Genomic DNA, 20,548 nt, shown 5'->3' on the forward strand with positions numbered 1-20,548 from the left:
TTTTTTTTCGTCGAAATGCAATAAAAAAGGAAGAACTGCGACGTTCTTCCTTTTTTCAATTTCCAATATAAGCGGCTTTAAGCTTAGGATAGACTTAAAGTGTTTCAGAATCCAATAGCGCGAAGAACTTATCAAGATTAGGTATGATTACAATTTTAGTACGCCGGTTTTTCGCCATATTCTCCCGTGAATCATTTTCGACCAATGGTAAATAGCTGCTGCGGCCAGCGGCGATCATCTTCTTGGGATCAACATTGTATTTTTCTTGAAGTATGTTGACTACTGAAGTGGCCCGTTTGACACTGAGGTCCCAATTATTTCGGAACATGGCCGTATTGATGCTTCTAGAATCGGTATGGCCTTCTACCATAACTTCCATACTGGGTTCCGAATTGATAACTTCGGCCAATTTCCCCAATATATTATTTGCCTTTGAACTCACCTTATAACTCCCACTGTTAAAAAGGAGCTTGTCCGAGATGTTGATCATGACCACGGTTTTGTCAATATCGACGTCCACATCTTCCTCATCATCCGAAATAGACTTTTTTAGATTGTAAGAAACGGCCAGATTCATCGAATCTTCAAGGGTTTTAGCATCTGCGAGTTTCTCGGGATCTACCTTGGCCAAAGTCTTTCTCATTTTCTGCTTGGTATTGTTGCTCATTACCGCGACATCATCTATAGTGGTAAGTTGATTGTCATTGATTTCCTTCAGCGAATTTATTTTTTCGTTGTATTCGGTAACGCGGGCCTCGATTTTTTCTATTTTCGACTCGAGTTCTTCTTTTTCCACTTGGGTTTTGGTCAGTGCGGTTTGCGTCTCGGAGAGATTCGTTTCAAGGGCCGTGTATTTCTTTTTTGAAACACAGGAGACCAAAAAGACCACGGAAAGTGTACTTACAATAATCGTTTTTCTCATTTTCAATATTTTTATTTTGTAAAATAGATTCTTATCTAATTACGCAAGGTCGATGAAAATAGATGTTCGTTAAAGACAGAAAGATTGATACAATAACATTTAATGGGATAGGTGGGGCATCTCACTTGCATCTATACCTCTACATTACAGACAAAAAAAAGGTGCCATACTAGTAAGGCACCTTTTTTTTGTAAACATATCCGTTTTATTCGCAGCCACCAGTAAAACCGTCGGCACTGAATTTTGTTTGCACGGCGCCTTGCAGATTACCTTCAACTACTTGAATGGCCAAATTGTTTTCACCACTTCCATCCCGCTTAGGGCTGCAATATTCAAACAAGTAAAAACTATTGGCCCGCTGTGAAACCAAGTTGGAAATATTATTGAACGTAGTCTCGAGTTCGTCTTTGTTACCAGCAAATACGCTAGAAGTCTTTCCTAAATCACTGAGTACTTGAGTATCTATTTCGCCACCTAGTCCTATCGTGAAAAATGAAATGTTAGGGTTGGCATTATCGACTCTCTTTTGAGCATCTTCTTTGGTGTATCTAGAGGCCTGATCGGTACCATCAGTAAATATCACTACCGAAGCAGCGCCTATTTTGTCACCTTTAGTGCTCTCGTTCAAGAGATCTGAAGCCTTGTCGGTAGATTTAATTACCGCTCCATATAAATCTGTGGAAGGATCGCTACTGATATCTGTCGTTATGGTTTCTATACTCGCCGTAAGTTCTTCTTTGGAGGCGGTCAACGGATTCAACTCATGTAATTCATTCTCGCCATCAAACCAATAAATTCCCATCTTGAAAGACTCTAGGGTCGTAGCGGGCATCACATTGTTGATAAAACTGATACTGGCCGATTTTAATTCTTCAAGACTTGTGCTGAGTACACTGTTGCTCAAGTCAAGAACCAATAGTGTATTGTTGCTGAAAATTTGTGAATTCGGGGATATCCGGGCCTGTGACTCCGATGTCGATATCGTATTAAAACAATCATCGTTTCTACCTTGTTCATAAATAGTAAACTGGTCGGCGCTAAGTCCTGGTACCGGGTTTCCTTGCGAATCCGATACTTTAAAAAAGATGGAGACCTTACCAGGCAAGGTAGTATATTGTTCTTGAATGGAAAGTACCAGATCGCTTTCGCCGAGATTCAAACAATCATCTACCGGTTTTCCCTTACCAAGTTCATCACCGAAGTCCAATCCGAAGTTGACATCGTCATCGGCATTTCCACATGAAATTAGTAAGAATATCGAAAAAAAGAGGGTTGCGAGTTTGGAGGAGAATTTCATTTTCGAAAATTTAACGTTCACCCAAAACAACGGTGAAAATCAAGTAAAAGTATACTGTCCTTTAAAATTTATGTTAAAGATTGTTAAGGCAGATGAAAAGGTTTTTGTAGCTTTCGGGGCTAAACCGATAAATTCAAAGCGAATACCGATTCAACCCTTGTATTTGCTTTGGCCAAACGCCGATTAGTGGGTGATTAACAATGATGTATAAAAAAGTACCGCTTCCTTTCCTTCTAATAGTTGTTCTTATTACCGCACACTCAAGTACGTATTCACAAAAGAAGAACGCCTCCTTTCAATTAAATATCCGCAAAACCCATCTACCTATAGTCATTGATGGCAAAGGCGATGATTTAGCGTGGCAGGATACCGATGTGGCCAAAGATTTTTACATGGTTCTTCCCATGGATACAGGAATGGCCAACGAAACCTCGGAAATACGAATGACCTATGATGATGATAACCTATATCTTTTAGCCACTTTTTATCATAGCAAAAAAGCGGATTATTTCGTGGAATCCCTTCGTAGGGACTTTTCGTTCGGTAAGAACGACAATTTTCTGCTCTTTATGGATCCTTTCAACAATCAGACAACGGGTTTCTCATTTGGGGCGAACGCTTACGGTGCACAGTGGGATGGCACCATGTACGATGGGGGTAAGGTTGACTTAAATTGGGACAGTAAATGGATTTCAGAGACCACACGCGACGAAGAAAAATGGGTTTTTGAAATGGCCGTACCCTTTAAATCGATTCGGTACGAAGCAGGAGTTTCCGAATGGGGCATTAACTTTAGCCGATTGGATTTAAAGTCCAGCGAAAAATCAAGTTGGACCCCTATACCCAGGCAATTTCCTACGGCATCATTAGCCTATACAGGCACCCTCGTGTGGGATACCCCACCACCAAAACCAAAACTAAACTTTTCGGTCATACCTTATGTCTTGGGCGAAATAAGTAGAAATACCGCCAATGCTGAAGATGCCGATTTTAAAGCTAAGGTGGGGGGTGACTTTAAATTCAGCCTGACCCCTTCCTTAAACTTGGATGCTACTGTAAATCCAGATTTTTCGCAAGTCGAGGTAGACCGTCAGGTCACTAACCTAGATCGTTTTGAACTCTTTTTTCCAGAACGTAGGCAGTTCTTTCTAGAGAATGCCGATCTTTTTGCCAACTTCGGCTATGAGACCATCCGTCCATTTTTCTCTAGGCGTATCGGTTTAGGAGTGCCGATTCAGGCGGGGCTTCGTATCAGTGGAAATCTGAACAAGAAATGGCGAATAGGACTCATGGATATGCAAACGGCAAGTGTGGATGAAACTGGTTTGCCCAGTCAAAATTTCGGTGTGGTTTCATTACAACGTAAAATGTTCAGCCGTTCTAGTTTAGGGCTCTTGTTGGTCAACAAACAATCGACTAGGTATATTGAGGAAAATGATTCCATCTATGCCCGTTACAATCGTAATTTGGGTGTTGAATATAACTTGGCCTCTTCCGATAATCTTTGGAATGGAAAGGCATTTCTATTAAAGTCCTTTGCACCGGACAAAGAAAACAGTGGAATTACCCAAGCTGCCCATCTTGAGTATAAGAGCCGAAAGTGGAATTGGCGCCTACAAGAGGAATGGGTAAGCGAAGATTATTCGGCAGAAGTAGGCTATGTGCCGAGAAACGGCTATGTAAATATAAGCTCCTTCGCCGGTCATCTTTTTTTCCCAAAGAGTGGAAAGATAGTAAGTCATGGCCCTAAGCTCAATACTTCCTATTTCTTCAACGAAAAATTTGTTCGTACCGATAATACTAGCTTTCTACAGTATCTTATAGAATTTCGAAACCGAAGTAGTCTCGAGTTTTTTGTTTCTGATGATTATGTCGAATTGTTGAATCCTTTCGATCCGACAAGGCTCGGTATCGCCAGTCTTGCTGCAGGCACAAAACACCAGTGGAATGCTTTTGGTTGGGAATATGCTTCCAAACCCCAAAGTCTGTTTACCTATATATTTCAAGGCAGGGTAGGAGGTTATTATGCCGATGGCCGTCTTACCAGCCTTTCCTCGGAACTGGGTTATCGCTTTCAACCCTATGTAAGTTTGAGCGCCAACCTAAATTACAACTATATCGATTTACCGGCCCCGTGGAATACAAACGAATTTTGGCTTATCGGTTCCGAGGTAGATATTACCTTCACGAACAAACTGTTCTTTGCTAACCTTTTTCAATACAATGAGCAAACGAGGAACTTCAATTTGAATTCGAGATTACAATGGCGTTATGCACCTGCCTCAGATCTTTTTTTAGTTTATACGAACAATCAAATGATCGATCCTTTTATGCCCAAGGATTGGTCTTTAACCCTGAAATTCACCTACTGGTTCAACAAGTAAACCACCATCTTAAGGAGTCACTAACAAATTGTTAAAGTCCTTATTCAAGGAGCTTTTTTTTAATACCTTGTACATAAGGTTAATACTTTAATATTAACTAATAATGAGTAAAATCTTTTTATTAGAACTTTTAGAAGGCTACTATTAGAGTTGTATGACACATGAATTGAAAAAGATATTCGAAGCGTACCACAGGGCCAGTGCGCAGCAATTGAAAACCGCACTAGCTACAGTGGTGGCTTTAGAAGGTTCGTCTTATAGAAAACCCGGGGTTCGGATGTTGATTTCAGAGGATGGAAAGATGACGGGGGCGGTAAGTGGTGGCTGTGTGGAAAAAGAGGTTTTACGACAGGCACAATCGGTTTTTAAGGATAACATCCCTAAAATTATGACCTATGACGGACGCTATCGATTGGGTTGTGAAGGTATTCTTTACATTTTGATTGAGCCTTTTTCCCCGTCGGTATCGGTCGTCGATAATTTTCAGGAAATACTCAAGGGCCGAAAGACCTTTCAGGTTTCTGCTTATTATGAAAAAAAAGATGCCACCAACCCCTTATTTGGTTCGATGTTTACTTTAGGGGGAACTCCTCAAGTGTTTCGGGACGACTTTAAGCCCGATTCTTCTTTATCTATTTTCAAACAGAATATGTCTCCCTGTTTCCAATTGTTTATTATTGGAGCTGAACATGATGCCGTTCAATTGAGCAGTTTCGCCTCAAAAACCGGTTGGGAGGTGACTGTCGTCGCCGATGTTTCTGAAGAAAAGAATATATCCGATTTTCCCGGTGCCCTTGATTTTATTTCCTGTCTCCCAGAGGCCCTGGAAACAGAACAGATTGACCATCAAAGCGCAGTCATATTAATGACGCACAGTTATGTAAAAGATTTAAAGTATTTGCTTCGGCTATCCGATACAGAACCCGTGTACTTAGGACTTCTAGGACCAGCCAAGCGAAGGGAAAAGCTGTTGAATGAATTTTTAGAACGTCATCCAGAGGTTTCCGACTCTTTTTTCGACCGTATCTACGGGCCGTCTGGACTGAATATCGGAGCGGAAACACCCCAAGAAATTGCTGTAGCAATCATTGCCGAAATTCTCTCCGTAGTACGCGATAAAGAACCTATGATGTTAAAAAATAAGATAGGCCGAATTCATAGTTAATGGCCGATATTAAAAAAAACATAGCCGTACTAATTCTTGCTGCCGGTTCTTCTTCTAGAATGGGACGACCCAAACAACTACTTCCTTGGAAGGATACTACCTTATTGGGTACTATTTTGAAGAAGTCAAAACTATCCTGTCCAACCGAGATAGTCGTAGTTTTAGGTGCCTATGCCGAACGTATCAAATCTGAAATTGAAAAGGACGAATACATTTTGTTGGTAAATAAAAATTGGGAATCTGGTTTGGGGGGCTCTTTGGCCTTTGGCATCACGCATATTCTTGAAAACAGAAAAGGTCTTGATGGGGTGCTGGTACTTTTAGGTGATCAGCCATTTGTTGATGAGGATTTCATCGAGACGATGATCAAAACCTTCTATGAAAATGAAAAGGGCATTGTGGCCACTTCCTATGGAAAAAAGGTCGGGGTCCCTGCCTTGTTTTCAAGAGACTATTTTAATGAACTAATCGGCCTTGAGGGCGATTCAGGTGCAAAATTTTTGTTGCAGGAATATGAAGACGATATCATTCCACTGACTGCAGGTACCGTGACACTTGATATTGACACCCCACAAGACTATGAACAGTTAAAAAGCCGCTATTAAGCCTATAAACTATTACTTTCTATTTTATGAATAAGTCATTGAAAATCAATTTTATACAACTGTTATTGGTGACAGTTCCGTTTATATTGACAGCACAAGAAATGGGTTTTGAAGAATACAACCCGACTTCGACGCTGGTCGTACCCGTACACGAAATTAAACGGGCAAAGTATCCTTTTATAGACGTGCATAGTCACCAACGGAGTATGGAAAAGGAAGATTTGAAAAGACTAGTGAGCGATATGGATGCGCTTAATGAAGGGATAATGATCAATTTAAGTGGAGGCTCGGGGGAGCGATTAGAAAAAAGTACAGTCAATATAAAGGAGACCTACCCTTCAAGGTTTGCAGTTTTTGCAAACGTCGATTTTGATGGGGTCGGAAATTCAGGGTGGGCCGAAAAAGCGGTGGCACAGTTGGAAGAGGATGTGAAGAATGGGGCCAAAGGGCTTAAGGTCTTTAAAAGTTTAGGGTTGCGAAACATGGATAGTGACGGTAATCGATTGGCCGTCGATGACCCCCGCTTAGACCCAATTTGGGCCAAATGTGGTGAACTAGGGATTCCCGTACTTATACACTCCGCAGATCCGAAATCATTCTGGGATAAAATGGATGCGGATAATGAGCGGTGGCTCGAACTAAAGACCCATCCAAGAAGAAAAAGATCGGATACCGACCCGGCTCCCTGGCAACAGATCATTGATGAGCAGCATCGTATGTTCAAAAAGCATCCGAACACAAAGTTCATTAATGCCCATATGGGCTGGTATGCCAATAACTTAGAGTTACTTGGAAATTTGCTGGATGAAATTCCGAATATGAACGTTGGCATAGCAGCGGTAATTGCCGAATTGGGCCGACAGCCCAAAAATGCACGCGAATTTTTCATAAAATATCAAGATCGGATTCTTTTCGGAAAAGATAGCTGGCGACCCGAAGAATTTCCGACTTATTTCAGGGTTCTTGAAACCGATGACGAATACTTTCCCTATTATAAGAAATACCATGCGTTTTGGGCGATGTACGGACTTAATCTACCGGATAAAGTACTTAGAAAAGTATACTATCAGAATGCACTGAACCTGATTCCAGGTCTAGATAAAAGCTTATTTCCAAAGAACTGATCGACACCAATACTGGTTTTAGGTTAGTATCTTTTAAAACTACCCTTTTACCTCAAATACCAAATTATATACGTAAAACTCCAAAAATCTGAAAATCATGTGCTCTAAGATACAATGTCATATTATACCTCCTTACATTTTAGAGGAACTTGCCAAAAGAGGTAACGTAAGCTGTAAAAAAGCCCTTAACGATACCCATAGAATTGAAGAACGCCGTCGTTTCGCCTTAAACCACCTTTTGCAGCGGGAAGAGGTAAGTGGGAATGGTTCCCGTTTTGTCTATGACTGTAAGAATACATATGAACAACGGGTATCGCTAGTACTCCAAGAAGGAGAGAATAGCACATCGGATGAGACGACGAATAGTGCATTTGAAGCTTCTGGCTTTGTACGTGATTATTTCAGGAACACTTTTGGTTTAAATTCTATCGATGGCAACGGTCTTGACATTATTTCTAATGTGCATTACGGTATCGCTTATAATAACGCCTATTGGGATGGAGATGAAATGACCTATGGCGACGGGGACGGCAAGGAATTCACGGATTTTGCAAAAGCCATTGATGTCGTGGCACACGAGCTGACCCATGGTATAACGCAATTTCTCGCAAATCTAGAATACAGAAGCCAGTCAGGCGCTTTAAATGAACATTTTTCAGATGTTTTCGGAACTGTTATCAAACAAAAATACCTACAGCAAGATATTTCGGAAGCTGATTGGCTTATAGGTGATGCCGTCGTTACGGAAGAATTTCCGGGCATAGCCATACGCTCTATGAAAGCACCGGGAACTGCCAATGACTTCGACACCCAGCCTGACCATATGGATAATTATTATAATGGAACGGCAGATAATCAAGGGGTGCATATCAACTCAGGCATCCCAAACAAGGCATTTTACCTATGTTGTCTCAAAATGGGTTTAGATGACTGTGCGTTGCTGTGGTTCGAAACCCTAAAATCATTATGGCGGACCGCCAATTTTAATGACATGCTCGAAACGATGATCCTAACTGCCCAAAGCTTAATTAAAGAGGATAAAATTGCCAAAGAATCGGTGGTAGTGGTTTCGGAAAGCTTTTCAGCAGTCGGGCTAACGCCAATCGTGGCCTAATGAAATACAAGATAATCGTCGAAGGTGGTTTTGCAGGAATTTCCCGGGAATATGAGGGAGAGGTAGAACTAACCCCAGAAGAAACCAAATCGATCCTAGAAGGAATGAAAGAGGGTGGTGGTTTCCAAAATCAAGATATTCGAGATGGTTTTAGCTACGTAATCAAAATAGAAAACGATAACAAGGTTTTACGTAGAAAATTTGAAGAAGGCAATATGCCTCGGTCGATTCGTAATTTTATGGACAGAGTGAGGCAAACTAACCGTAAATCGACAAAATAGAGTTCAAACAGAAACCATTATTTCTCGACCTGTAGGCTTTGGTCGAGATCTCCGTAATCTTGAAAAATACCACAGGAATACTCTTTCTTAATCAAGGAGTCCTCTTCCTTTTTTTTCTTTTTAGCCAAAACTTCGATTTGAGGGGACAGATAAGCCATAATATGATTTTTTGTAGTGGAACAACGCGCTGCGTTAAAAAATGTTGTCTTGGTTTCGATGAACGGTTTTAGTTTCGACGAATGGTTTGGTTCTAGAAGTAAAAGTATTATCTACCGATATAGGAACGGAAGACTTTACAAAAATTTTGTGATTATTTCATCGAATGGAGCAACATCAAATACTATTGCGAGCAAAAAAAAGAATGGGGCAGGAAAATAAGCGTCCTTTCCGACACCTAAATAACTTTTTCCTTATAAAGTGGCTAACTGTTTTTCAATATAGTTCTGAATCAATTTCCAATTCATTCTTAAGACCAAGGCCGCTGAAGGAATATTGTCGTCCTCGATAGCGGATATTATGGCGTCGTGTTGGTCATTCGAATTATAATGAAAGGAGTCATCTGCCATAAACGCCCTTTCATAAAAGAATACACGTGTTTTCAAATCTTTTAAGATTTGTTGAACCACTGAATTTTTATAGTTGGAGGTCAACAACCTATGAAACTCCATATAAGCATTTACGCGATCCAAGGCGTTCTTTGCATTGACTATAAGGTTTCGTTGTTTTTTGAGTTGATGTATCAAAGTATGGTCGAATACTGATTCTTCCAATGCCAATACTTCCAAATGAGCGACCAACTCATAAAGGTTCTTGGCCTCCTCATGATTAACTTCAGCGATACTGAATCCCTTATTGGGAATAGCCCTCACAATATGAGATTGTTGTAACTGGGTCAATGCTTCCCGAATAGGAGTCACACTAATTCCTAGTGCCCTTGAAAAGGCCGCTAAATTAATACGTTGGCCTGGCGCCAAGGCCCCTTGTTGCATCTCTTGCAAGAGATACTCCCTCACCTTATCACGATAGTTTATTTTGACAGCCATGCTTCAAAGATAGTTTATCGTATACGATTTTCCTATCGTATCCATAGGCAGGGACATAAGAAAAAGGTTTAACAAATATTAGATTCACTGATAAGCCGATATAAATATTTTGACCGGATGCAAGTAGCCCTTAAAAATTCAGTCTCATATATTTGGGCAATTAGTCAGGTGCATTTCATCTAAAACTGGATTTTAAAACACTAAAGAACAGGGCATATCGTTTTACCATGTAAACCCATAAAAATTAGACATGACCCATTTATTCAAAAGAACAGGTAATTTTATGGCTCTGGCAGCCTTAACTGTAGTTGTCTTTAGCTGTAGTAAAGACGATAAGGATACCCTAGAACAAGACGAACAAGTCTCACAAACCGAGTTAAAGACCATTTTAGAAATTGATGACCTTTCCAGCGTAGCCGATCAAGTCGTAGCCGACCTCTTTAATGCCGACAATTCTGGTGGGACGGCCAAAACCAGTGAATGCTATGGTGCAGTTTATACAGATACTGGATTTTCTGTCACTTTTAACGATTGTAGTGTCGATAATGTCGACAATGTCGATGGCACATTAACCGTCGTTTATGGCCAGCAATCTGATAGCCATGCCTTTTCTGTTATCTATGACAATCTTACAGTAGGTACGGCCAGTATAGATGGAACAAGAACTTTTACGCTTGTTGGAAATCAACAAGAAAGTTCGGTGTCCTTTATTATTACGAGCGACATGACTCTTACCCTAGGCGACGGTTCCGAGATTTCTGAAAAAGGAAGCAAAACGTTTGCCTTTATTTTCGGTGAGACACTTGGTGAAAGCAAGCTTACAATTGACGGTGAATGGATGGTTAAAGCCAACGGAAATACATATTCCATTGATGTTAGCGAACTCTTAGAGGCCGGCTTTGGTTGTGATTATATTGGCAAAGGCCTAATGGCATTGAATAAGAACGGACTTCAAGTTTCTGTGGACTTTGGTGATGGTACTTGCAATGATGTAGCTTCCATAATATATCCTGACGGTACAAACGAGGAAGTTTCTTTAGAAGACTAAGTTAACAAGGAGTAGCTATGAAAAAGGGAATGGGCATATTTGATGCTCATTCCCTTTTTTGTCTAAAAATCAAAGCACCCGTCTTTAGCTAATCTTCAGGTGATTGCCTTCCCAATGAAATTTCGGTACGGCGCCCGAGCACCCTCTTCTACCTAATAGCGCTGAAAGGGCGTTAAACAGTTTTTGTCAACGTTGCTTGCATGATCTGTTGTGTTTTTGATTATCATTACTTTCTAAGTAATGGCAGGAAAGAGGGGAACGCAAAACTATTGTTCTTGTTAGGTAATGTAGAAAAGAATTCAAGCGGCTTGCTGTTACTCCGGTTTGTGTAATTCCTCAAGCAATTGTTCGTAGTTTTCGATTCTTGTATGGAGTATACCGCCCATATTTACGATAGGAACCTCTAATGAATCTAATTCTATATGATTTCCAAAAGCCGGCTTTAGTTGTTTCTTGATTTCCGGGTTGACCGCCAATACATAGGAAGTGTACAGGTAATAACTTTTATCTAAAGAGTTTATAAGACTATCGCACGAACCACAGCGTTTCGGAATATAGAGGACTATCTTCTTTCTGGGCTCAATCTTTATCAGTTCATAATCACGTTTCAAGGCCCTGCCAGACAAACTATCATTTACTTCCAGTTCGTAGGTGTAGGTCGGTTGCTTGTCCCGCATCACCACTAGGGTTTGAAGATGTACCTTTGATGTGGCAGGCACTCTAATAAATCTAGGGGTTGCCCTACTTTGCCTAAAATTCTTTCCTTTGATTGTAATCTTGACATCCAAGTCTTTCTCGTTCTCATTGATGGCATAAAATGCCAATCGACGGGGTAGCTCTTTAGTTTCTATTTTTACGGGACGTTCCTGCGCCAAACATGAAAAGCCAACGTGCAGAAATGCGAAAATACTAAGAAATGTTTTATAGATATTCATAATTTTTAATCACCTTATTTAATCCTTATGGCCCCCTATGCAATCATGCAAACTATAAAGTTTTCAGATATTCTAAGAGGGATGTTCTTTCCCCCTCTGTCAGTACATCCCCGAAAGTATGGCCCATATTACCATATCCACTGAGAGTAGTGTCATAGGTGTTTTCATCTTTCTTTGAACTTTCCAATGTATAATTCCATCCCAGTTTAGATGTATCATAATCTTCACTGTCATAGCTTCTGCTCCAATACTTTGGTCGAAGGTCGCTGTTAAGAACTTCGTATAGTGAGGGTACCGATCCATTATGGAAATAAGGTGCTGTCGCCCAAATACCATCCAATGGAGGGGCTATGTAACCTCCTTCTGAAAAGATTTCGAGCGGTTCCGAATAGGTTCCGAACCAACCCGTATTAAACCAATCCAAAAAGTAATCATTGATCGCAGAGGACTGGGTATAATAATTAGAGAGTTCGGGATCAGTTTCAACTGTCTCAAGGGCTACCATAAGGTTAGGATACGAGGCATCTTCGCCATAACTACCGTGACATTTTACGCAGTATTCTTCAAATACGACCTTTCCTTCTATAGCCTTTTCGCTATCAATAGTGAACGGATAGGAAGGGGGCTCGATACTTTGAATATATGCCAAAATATCGACCATTCTTTCATCCATTTCCTCAGCCTTATCCTTATTGGCCAAAGTCAACAAACTGGAGCCAATGAAAGATTTACAAAAATCACCCCTACCGATACCTGTGTAAAACATGGCATTCTTCTTTTTGAGCAGCCACCATGCAGGCACATCGGTAGGCAGTGCTTGTTCCGGTATGGAAACATATGGGGTGTCAGACCATTCTAACGAGTTTTTATCCCTGTGGGCAATCAAAACTTGAGCAATCTTATCAGCGGGATTCACTCCTTTTGATGCTAAAATTGTATTTGGTCCAATAGCAATAATACTTTTTCTGAATTGATCATAGGCCTTCCATTCAGGGCTACTCTCTCCTCCGTACAAAAATGATATAGCACTATTGAGAAGTGCTATGTTTTCAGCGCGGTTTGTCGTGTAATCTGAAGAATGGTTACCCAACCCCACCACAAATTTGCCGTTGACTTCCGCGGCATGGCAAGACATACAATTGGGTGCAACAACCCGCACGCCATTAGGGGCATCAACTGCAGTATAATTGTAAGGAATCACCGCATTGTCTCCCAAACGCTCTAATTTATTCGTATTGTCTTCCCCAAAACCGGCAATAAATGCCTGATAGGGTATTCCTGAACTCATATAATCACCTGTAATTAGATAATCATACCCTATGACGGCATTCCCTGTTCGTTGATGTGATTCTGATATACTGTTCACTATGATCGGGTCGGGCTCTGGTTCCGGATCCGGAGTAGGGGAGGGAGACTCGGTATCGGGCTTGGGTAAAGGCAAACTTGAACCCCCATTATCGGTGGAACAAGCTTCACCAAGAAAAGAGATCAATATTAAGGCAACTATATAATGATATTTTGTCATCAAAACCCAAAGCTTAACATGTACAATAATTGACAAAACTTTATTTCATTCAAAGGTACGAATATTGTAGATTGTCGATAAACAGTGTTTACAAGAACCCTGATTTATCGATGAACAGTTCTTCGGGCATATAGTACTTCTGGTTCACCGTATATTTCAACTATATGTTTAAACAAATGTTAAACGGTTTAGACAAAAAAGTTTTATATCATAACTTTATCAAATTTACAGGAAGTCTGCACTAGTATGATTGCAGCTAACGGATTAAATTTTAGATTATTCATGGATTTATTAGAACGGGCTACCAATTTTGAAAATAGAAAATGGTCAGGTATGTCGACAAGCGACCGTGTCAATGCATCGAGAGAAGCGAAGGAGCTAATTTTGTCTTTAAATGAAGTATATAAAAAGACCAAGGATGAGTCTTTAATGGATATGATGAAGAGAATTACCGTTATCAAGCGAAAAATTGAAAAACGTCTTAAGCTCAGGCCCTAATTTCTCAGCTTCACTTCATAGGTAAGAAGATTCACTAGCTTTAGCGTACCTATGCCCAGATAAAGGCCTTGGCCTTCTAACAATACCCACAATGATTCGGTTTTTCGGGGCGAAGGGCTTACTATGTCCCATGACAAACCTCTTCTATTTGTTGATTAAAAAAGGGTGCACCAAAACTTATTGATAGCTATATGAGAATAAACTACTCAAGTTGACTGGGTACTTATGACTATATTATTTTGATAGGACAATTGCGCTAATCCAGAAAAATCATCAAGACTTACTTTCCAAAAACACAGAGCTACTGCTAGGTGTGAGCAGGGTATCTTTTAAAGCGGTCTGCACATAATTTACTGCCATCCGTACAACTTTACTAAGAATCCGTTAGGTAAAAAAGTATTTTAGTAATGGCATTTTTAGTAAAAGATAATAAGTTCGTCCACTTTAAATTTCCGCCGAAAATAAACTGCCTATAATGAAACTGTCAAGAATTTTTATCCTCGCCTTCAGTTGTTTTATCCTCTCCTTATTATTATTGCAATCGTGCTATTCAGTTCGCATCAGGAGTGTTGAAGGAGCCTATGAGCCCGAGGCGCCTCTTACGCGTACCGACTACTACAGGGGTATGGCCGTAATAGAACTTGATACGGTAATCACTATCAGCGCGACATCCAAAGACTTCACTCTTTTAATAAGAAGTACTGAATTATGTCCTTCGGCACGCCTTCACACCATAGAGTACAGAAATACATTGGGTGCGATTCTCTTAAGTGCGGTTACCTTTGGAAGAAAACGTAAGGTTAAGATTAAATATGTCTGCATGAAAGACGACCCAAACTAAATATTATGGCCAGAACGACCAAATACACTTTAAAAGAATGGGATACCCTCCATAATAATGGCCCTTTCAAACTAAAGGCCCTTTATAAGACAAAACTGGAAGGTTCAGGAATAATGCCTTCAAAAATTGACCGGTACAATGATGCCGCCCAAGAAATACGACGTTTAATCGGCGAGGCCCAAGGCAGTAATGAGGGTTTTCGGGCCCATGGTTCAGCTTGGTCTATGTCTAATATCGCCCACCAAGGTGACCGAATGCATTTCAATGCACATATGAACTTACGCTCTCACTTCTCAGGGCAAGAAATACACGAGACATCGCCTTATAAAGCAGAGAACGTTTTTTTAGTACAGTGCGGGAATACCATAAAAGAAATATCGGCCTATTTAGAGGCACATGGCAAATCACTTAAAACTACTGGTGCCAGTAACGGCCAGACCATAGCTGGCTGTATTTCCACTGGGGTTCACGGATCTGCCTTTGGCGTCGGTTCTGTACAAGACTATATCATAGGAATAAATTTAATTATAGGTCCCAATGAAGAAGATGTAGTTTATTTGGAGCGGCATACAAAACCAGTATTGACCGATGCGTTTATTCAGAAAATAAACGCTAGGGTCATACGAAATGATGGTCTTTTCAATGCGGCCCTAGTGGGACTTGGATCTTTTGGTTTCATTCATGGGGTGGTTATTGAGGCGGAGGACTTGTTTTTGCTCAAGAGATACGTTCGAAAAATAGACAAAAATACGGCCCTCGAATTGGCAGAGGGCCTAGATTTTGAAAATTCACCCTTCAAAATTGAAGAGGAAACAAATGATCAGGGTCAAGGAACGACCCCATACCACTATAAGGTTTTTATTAATCAATATAGTAAGGAAGCAAACGAATATGTTGTCGAATGCATCTATAAAAAGCCATATCGACAAAGTTATCCCGACCCATTTCCTATAATAAAACAGTCTATTTACGGTGATTTGATTAATCTTATCATATCAATCAGTAGAAAATTCCCAAAATCAATTCCGGCCTTCGTCAAAAGTTTGGAAAAAACCATTTTACCTGCCGTGGATGAAGTAACAACGGGAACTTTATCGGAAACATTTTGGGACGCACCCTATCAGGGTCCTGCCTTTGCATGCTCCTTCGGCGTAGACCATAGCGATTCAGCGAAAGCCCTTAAAGTACTAACAGAACTTACCAAAACCGATGGCCCCATACCTGGCATTTTCGCCATGCGCTTTATTAAGCAGTCCGAAGCAATTTTATCTTTTGCGAAATTTCCCATTACTTGTATGATCGAAATAGATGGGGTTCTATGGAAGAAAAGTAGAAAGCTTATCAGTTTAAAAGAATTCTCAAGACGTATGATTATTGCTTTAATGGACAACGATATTCCCTTTACGATACATTGGGGGAAAAATGCGGATTGGGGCTTTCCAAATCTTGTAAGCCATATGTATGGCGAAAAAGCTGATACGTGGAAGGCCTATCGAAGTGCCTTGCTTTCAAAAGACATGCAGCTACTCTTTTCCAACGATTTTTTGAAAACATTAGGACTCTTTTCCGAGGAGGAAGAAAACGAAGAAGCTCTGGAGGATTTGATTGCTTCTTTGTAATAAATCACTTGTAATCACCAAGCTAAATCTTTTTTTTATTAGGTTGAACTATTCTAATGGTTTTCCTTTAGCATAATTAAAGGTTTTCTTTCACCTTTTGTTGACTTTGTTTCCACAAACATTCTTTGAATATGAAATAAAATACATATCTTATCATTCTAATCCATAAAATCACTTTATTTAAGAATGGCAAGATCGCAACAGACGTATAGCAAAAAGGAAAAAGAGAAAAAAAAGCTTAAGAAACGAGAAGAAAAGCAAAAGAAAAAAGAGGCACGTAAGGCTGCCGCCAAAGAAAGTGGTGACGGCATACCCTTTGCATACGTAGACCACAATGGTAATCTCACCGATACCCCTCCCGATCCAAGCCTTAAGGTTAAGGTAGAAGCCGAAAACATAGTTCTCGGTATCCCAAAAAAAGAAGAAGGGGATCAAGAAGAATTCGACCCTATAAGAAAAGGTAAAGTGTCATATTTTAATTACTCAAAAGGCTTTGGTTTCATTATAGATACGGAAAATCAAGAAAAGTATTTTGTGCATGTCAGTGGGCTCATTGATGAAATCAATGAGGAAGATCACGTTACCTTCGAATTGGAGAAGGGGATGAAGGGCATGAATGCCGTACGTGTAAAGCAAGTTTAGTTTTGTTCAGATAATAGGTATCCGTGAAAAAAGTAGTTCTACTATTCATACTTGTCGCCATAGCCACTTCCTGTGTTTCTCAAAAGTCTCGTAGCCTTTTCAACGGAAAAGACTTGAACGGATGGCATAGTGATATTCCCGAAATGGATAGTGTTTCTGGTGCCCGTGATCCTTTTATCGTGAGGGATGGCATGTTGGTCAGTCTTGGAACACCGGGGGGGCATCTTATCACCGACGACATCTATAAAAATTTTCGATTGGAGGTGGAATATAGATTTGCCGGGGAACCCGGAAACTGTGGAGTTCTCGTTTTTGCTTCCACCCCTAGATCCTTATACAAGATGTTTCCTAAATCCATAGAAGTGCAGATGATGCACGAAAATGCAGGGGATTTTTGGTGTATAGTCGAAAATATTGAGGTTGATAATATGGTAGAAAGGAGAGGTCCCAAAAGCGAATGGGGTATCACAGAAGGAAAAAAGCGACGCATTCTCAATCTTACCGATGGGTCTGAAAAACCGGTCGGAGAATGGAATAGTATGACTATAGAGTGTCTTGAAAACGAAGTCAAGGTATGGGTGAACGGAGATTTAGTGAATCATGGGTATAACGCCACGGCCAGTTCAGGACAAATTGCACTGCAAGCGGAGGGTTCTGAGGTTGAGTTTAGAAAGGTGGTACTTACCCCTATAGACCAACTAAGTGATTAAACCCACTAATTTTTGAGTCCACGCTTTACCAAAAAAAAAATAAAATCAGCATAATAAGTAGTATGGAAAATTCTAAAAGTAAGTCCACCGGTTCTGGACGGAGAGATTTTATAAAAAAATCAGGTATCGTTCTTGCCGGTAGTTCCTTGTTATATCCAGGCAGTACCTTCGGGGCGGGATATACGGGAAAAGACAATCAACTTAAGGTTGGACTTATCGGTTGTGGAGGCCGTGGTACCGGAGCAGCAGCACAAGCCTTGCAGGCCGGAGATGATGTTGTTCTGACCGCTATGGGTGATGTTTTCGAAGATAGACTGGAAGGTTCGCTCAAAGAACTCGTCAAAATTGGTGGCGATAGGGTTAAAGTAGACTCAAGTCATAAATTTCTTGGTTTTGATGCCTATAAAAAAGTAATAGATTCAGGCGTAGATGTCGTAATCTTGACTACGCCCCCAGCTTTCCGCCCGGCTCATTTAGAAGCAGCTGTTGCTGGTGGCAAACATATTTTCTGTGAAAAACCCATGGCGGTCGATGCTCCCGGAGTACGTAGAATAGTAGCTGCTGCTAAAAAGGCCAAAGAAAAAAATCTCTCGGTAGTAGCAGGCTTTACTTTTCGTTTCGGTTTCGGTAACAGGGCCGCTTTTGATCGCATCCATCAAGGGGCCATTGGTAAAATAAGTACCGTATCGACTTTTCGCTACGGAGGAGAACTATGGTATAAAGAGCGACAACCAGGATGGACAGATATGACCTATAAGATGCGTAATTGGTATTATTACAATTGGCTTTCAGGAGATTTTATTGTCGAGCAAGCAGTACACAGCCTTGACCTCATGTCTTGGGCCATGAAAGATGTATTACCCATCACCGCCATGGGGTCCGGAGGACGACAGGTGCGCACCGATGAAAAATATGGCAATATATTCGATCACTTTGCTGTTGAGTTCACCTACCCGGATGGCGCCAAAGGATATCATTTTACAAGGCAACAATCAGATACAGATACAAGAAACAGCGTTGATATTTTTGGAAATGAAGGTTCCGCGGAAATACACCCAGGGCGTATTTACAAAGTTAATGGAGCTGAAAAATGGGAATATGAAGGGGAGGAAAATAACATGTATCAAACCCAGCATGATGAACTTTTCGAATCTATTCGAAATAATTCACCCTTGAACTATGGCCAACAGATGGCCAACAGTACCATGTTAGCTATTTGGGCCCGTATGGCGGGGTATTCCGGAAAGAAAATTACTTGGGAAGAAGCGTACAACTCCGACCACAATCTAGGGCCGAAGGACGAGGACTATGATTGGAACCTGAAATGGCCGACGCCTCCAGTGGCCATACCCGGAAAAACTAAGGTTTTATAATAAATATTCCGTCCATGAAAAATAAACAGCTTTTAACAGTAGTACTATTTAGTTTTGTTGCGGTATGCTTAAAGGGTCAAGAGAAGCCTATAGTCTTTGGTTCGGAAACCACGCTGGATGCCCTGCTTTCTAACCCTGGCAAACAAGGGGAAGGCATTCAATGGGTCAATGTCAACACTGATCCTGATACTTGGCGGACCGAAAATGACCTGCTCATTTGCAAGGGAACACCCATAGGAGTAATGCGGTCTGAAAAACTATATGAGAATTTCATTCTAACCGTGGAATGGCGACATATGGAAGCAGGTGGAAACTCCGGAGTTTTTGTGTGGAGTGATGCCAAACCTGATCCAAAATCCAGACTTCCCGGCGGGGTAGAAGTGCAAATGCTTGAACTCGATTGGGTAAATCTAAATATCAGGGATGGTAAAAAGCCGCCTATTGCTTATGTGCACGGTGAACTTTTTGGCGTAGGCGGGGTCGAAACCGTTCCGGATAACCCAAGGGGAACCCGAAGCAAGTCAATAGAGAATAGAGCCAAGGGTAAGGGAATATGGAATTCTTACCAGGTAATCTGTGTTGACGGTACGATTAAATTATCCGTAAACGGAAAATTTGTCAATGGTATTAGTAAATCGACCATTAAAAAGGGATATTTATGTTTGGAATCGGAAGGCGCAGAAATTCACTTCAGAAATTTTCGTCTCATCGAACTTCCCTCAGGGGTAACTTCTGAAAATCAAATAGTAGAGAAGATTGACATAAATGATTAGTCTAAGTTTAAAAGCTTTTTTGAACTAATCAATAAGACTAATTTGTAATAGATTGGATAGATGGTAAGGCCTTGACTTGCCCCTTTCTTAAATTTCCAAGGGTAATTGACCCTATTCTTACGCGTACTAATCGCAGTGTGGGAAAACCTACGGCAGCGGTCATTTTACGTACTTGACGGAACTTCCCTTCTGTTATGGTAATCGATATCCACGAAGAGGGGCGATGCCGTTCAAGACGAATACTTAGATCTGGTTTCGGAAGGCACGGTATTTTTAGAAGCTTTTTTGCAATACAGGGTTTGGTTACATATTTTAACCCTTCAAACCCGATTTCAACTCCGGCACTCAATTTTGTTAAGGCTTCTGCGGTAATCTCTCCATCAAGCTGAGCAAAATATTCCTTTTCGATTCCAGAACTATTTATAGTATCACTCAGTTTCCCATCAGAAGTAATCAATAAAAGTCCTTCTGATTTTTCATCCAACCGACCTATTGGCATACATCCCTCGGGAAAATCATATAGGGCACCCAAAAATTGTTTGGTTCGTAACTGTCTGGCATCATTCGAACCGAATTGACTTAATATGCCGAAAGGTTTATAAAGTATAAAGTGGTGTTCTTGTACTGCCATTCAAAAAATAATTCAACC

General features: G+C 40.7%; 21 protein-coding genes. 14 read left to right on the forward strand and 7 right to left on the reverse strand.

The genetic code is table 11. From position 1 onward, the window contains the following. Positions 1 to 94: 94 nt before the first annotated feature. Together F2B13_RS02810 and F2B13_RS02815 are read right to left on the reverse strand one after the other, a co-directional pair. Positions 95 to 922, reverse strand: a complete 828-nt coding sequence (locus F2B13_RS02810; protein ID WP_149303067.1) for an OmpA family protein — start codon at positions 920 to 922, stop codon at positions 95 to 97. Positions 923 to 1,127: 205 nt separating this feature from the next. Next, positions 1,128 to 2,219, reverse strand: a complete 1,092-nt coding sequence (locus tag F2B13_RS02815) for a vWA domain-containing protein (RefSeq protein WP_149275763.1) — start codon at positions 2,217 to 2,219, stop codon at positions 1,128 to 1,130. A 200-nt stretch (positions 2,220 to 2,419) separates the two neighbouring features. Between F2B13_RS02815 and F2B13_RS02820 the strand changes: the two genes are divergently transcribed. The 6 genes from F2B13_RS02820 to F2B13_RS02845 all read left to right on the forward strand — a co-directional run bounded on the left by F2B13_RS02820 (position 2,420) and on the right by F2B13_RS02845 (position 8,892). Then, the gene (locus tag F2B13_RS02820; RefSeq protein ID WP_232625182.1) at positions 2,420 to 4,603 is read left to right on the forward strand and encodes a DUF5916 domain-containing protein; all 2,184 of its coding nucleotides are present in this window, start codon (positions 2,420 to 2,422) and stop codon (positions 4,601 to 4,603) included. 166 nt (positions 4,604 to 4,769) lie between these two features. Continuing rightward, the gene (locus F2B13_RS02825) at positions 4,770 to 5,768 is read left to right on the forward strand and encodes an XdhC family protein (RefSeq protein ID WP_317131985.1); all 999 of its coding nucleotides are present in this window, start codon (positions 4,770 to 4,772) and stop codon (positions 5,766 to 5,768) included. Then, positions 5,768 to 6,373: a nucleotidyltransferase family protein gene (locus tag F2B13_RS02830; protein WP_149303072.1), complete on the forward strand. Its 606-nt coding sequence runs from the start codon at positions 5,768 to 5,770 to the stop codon at positions 6,371 to 6,373. The genes F2B13_RS02825 and F2B13_RS02830 overlap by 1 nt, the downstream gene beginning before the upstream one ends. A 26-nt stretch (positions 6,374 to 6,399) precedes the next feature. After that, a complete protein-coding gene (locus tag F2B13_RS02835) occupies positions 6,400 to 7,497 on the forward strand; it encodes an amidohydrolase family protein (protein WP_149303073.1) in 1,098 nt (365 codons plus the stop codon). A 97-nt stretch (positions 7,498 to 7,594) separates the two neighbouring features. After that, on the forward strand, positions 7,595 to 8,611 hold the full coding sequence (locus F2B13_RS02840) for a M4 family metallopeptidase (protein ID WP_149303075.1): 1,017 nt from the start codon (positions 7,595 to 7,597) through the stop codon (positions 8,609 to 8,611). Further along, positions 8,611 to 8,892 carry a protealysin inhibitor emfourin gene (locus F2B13_RS02845; protein WP_149303077.1) on the forward strand — a complete coding sequence of 94 codons (282 nt, stop codon included), beginning with the start codon at positions 8,611 to 8,613 and terminating at the stop codon, positions 8,890 to 8,892. The genes F2B13_RS02840 and F2B13_RS02845 overlap by 1 nt, the downstream gene beginning before the upstream one ends. A gap of 17 nt (positions 8,893 to 8,909) precedes the next feature. Here F2B13_RS02845 and F2B13_RS20345 read toward each other — a convergent pair whose 3' ends face one another. Beyond that, positions 8,910 to 9,050, reverse strand: coding sequence for a hypothetical protein (locus F2B13_RS20345; RefSeq protein WP_198439797.1), 141 nt, complete (start codon positions 9,048 to 9,050; stop codon positions 8,910 to 8,912). A 252-nt stretch (positions 9,051 to 9,302) separates the two neighbouring features. Beyond that, positions 9,303 to 9,935, reverse strand: coding sequence for a GntR family transcriptional regulator (locus F2B13_RS02850; protein WP_149303079.1), 633 nt, complete (start codon positions 9,933 to 9,935; stop codon positions 9,303 to 9,305). A 250-nt stretch (positions 9,936 to 10,185) separates the two neighbouring features. Between F2B13_RS02850 and F2B13_RS02855 the strand changes: the two genes are divergently transcribed. Then, positions 10,186 to 10,983: a hypothetical protein gene (locus F2B13_RS02855; RefSeq protein WP_149303081.1), complete on the forward strand. Its 798-nt coding sequence runs from the start codon at positions 10,186 to 10,188 to the stop codon at positions 10,981 to 10,983. Between the two features lie 314 nt (positions 10,984 to 11,297). Here F2B13_RS02855 and F2B13_RS02860 read toward each other — a convergent pair whose 3' ends face one another. Beyond that, complete coding sequence (locus F2B13_RS02860; RefSeq protein ID WP_149303083.1) at positions 11,298 to 11,918, reverse strand: hypothetical protein; 621 nt, start codon at positions 11,916 to 11,918, stop codon at positions 11,298 to 11,300. A gap of 52 nt (positions 11,919 to 11,970) precedes the next feature. Then, on the reverse strand, positions 11,971 to 13,443 hold the full coding sequence (locus tag F2B13_RS02865) for a c-type cytochrome (protein ID WP_149303085.1): 1,473 nt from the start codon (positions 13,441 to 13,443) through the stop codon (positions 11,971 to 11,973). Between the two features lie 282 nt (positions 13,444 to 13,725). Here F2B13_RS02865 and F2B13_RS02870 point away from each other — a divergent pair, with 282 nt between their 5' ends. The 7 genes from F2B13_RS02870 (at position 13,726) to F2B13_RS02900 (ending at position 19,899) form a co-directional block, all read left to right on the forward strand. Continuing rightward, positions 13,726 to 13,941 carry a hypothetical protein gene (locus tag F2B13_RS02870; protein ID WP_149275773.1) on the forward strand — a complete coding sequence of 72 codons (216 nt, stop codon included), beginning with the start codon at positions 13,726 to 13,728 and terminating at the stop codon, positions 13,939 to 13,941. A 475-nt stretch (positions 13,942 to 14,416) separates the two neighbouring features. Beyond that, positions 14,417 to 14,782, forward strand: coding sequence for a hypothetical protein (locus F2B13_RS02875; protein ID WP_149303087.1), 366 nt, complete (start codon positions 14,417 to 14,419; stop codon positions 14,780 to 14,782). Between the two features lie 5 nt (positions 14,783 to 14,787). Next, positions 14,788 to 16,401, forward strand: coding sequence for an FAD-binding protein (locus F2B13_RS02880; protein WP_149303089.1), 1,614 nt, complete (start codon positions 14,788 to 14,790; stop codon positions 16,399 to 16,401). Between the two features lie 186 nt (positions 16,402 to 16,587). Next, positions 16,588 to 17,043, forward strand: a complete 456-nt coding sequence (locus F2B13_RS20600) for a cold-shock protein (RefSeq protein ID WP_149303091.1) — start codon at positions 16,588 to 16,590, stop codon at positions 17,041 to 17,043. A 23-nt stretch (positions 17,044 to 17,066) separates the two neighbouring features. Continuing rightward, positions 17,067 to 17,753: a 3-keto-disaccharide hydrolase gene (locus F2B13_RS02890; RefSeq protein ID WP_149303093.1), complete on the forward strand. Its 687-nt coding sequence runs from the start codon at positions 17,067 to 17,069 to the stop codon at positions 17,751 to 17,753. A 62-nt stretch (positions 17,754 to 17,815) separates the two neighbouring features. Further along, positions 17,816 to 19,126, forward strand: a complete 1,311-nt coding sequence (locus F2B13_RS02895; protein WP_149303095.1) for a Gfo/Idh/MocA family protein — start codon at positions 17,816 to 17,818, stop codon at positions 19,124 to 19,126. A 14-nt stretch (positions 19,127 to 19,140) separates the two neighbouring features. Further along, complete coding sequence (locus F2B13_RS02900) at positions 19,141 to 19,899, forward strand: 3-keto-disaccharide hydrolase (protein WP_149303096.1); 759 nt, start codon at positions 19,141 to 19,143, stop codon at positions 19,897 to 19,899. 37 nt (positions 19,900 to 19,936) lie between these two features. On the opposite strand, the gene F2B13_RS02905 is transcribed toward F2B13_RS02900, so the two are convergent. Next, on the reverse strand, positions 19,937 to 20,530 hold the full coding sequence (locus F2B13_RS02905; RefSeq protein ID WP_149303098.1) for a pseudouridine synthase: 594 nt from the start codon (positions 20,528 to 20,530) through the stop codon (positions 19,937 to 19,939). Positions 20,531 to 20,548: the final 18 nt, after the last annotated feature.

The organism is Pareuzebyella sediminis (assembly GCF_008367235.1).
Classification (GTDB): Bacteria; Bacteroidota; Bacteroidia; order Flavobacteriales; family Flavobacteriaceae; genus Pareuzebyella; species Pareuzebyella sediminis.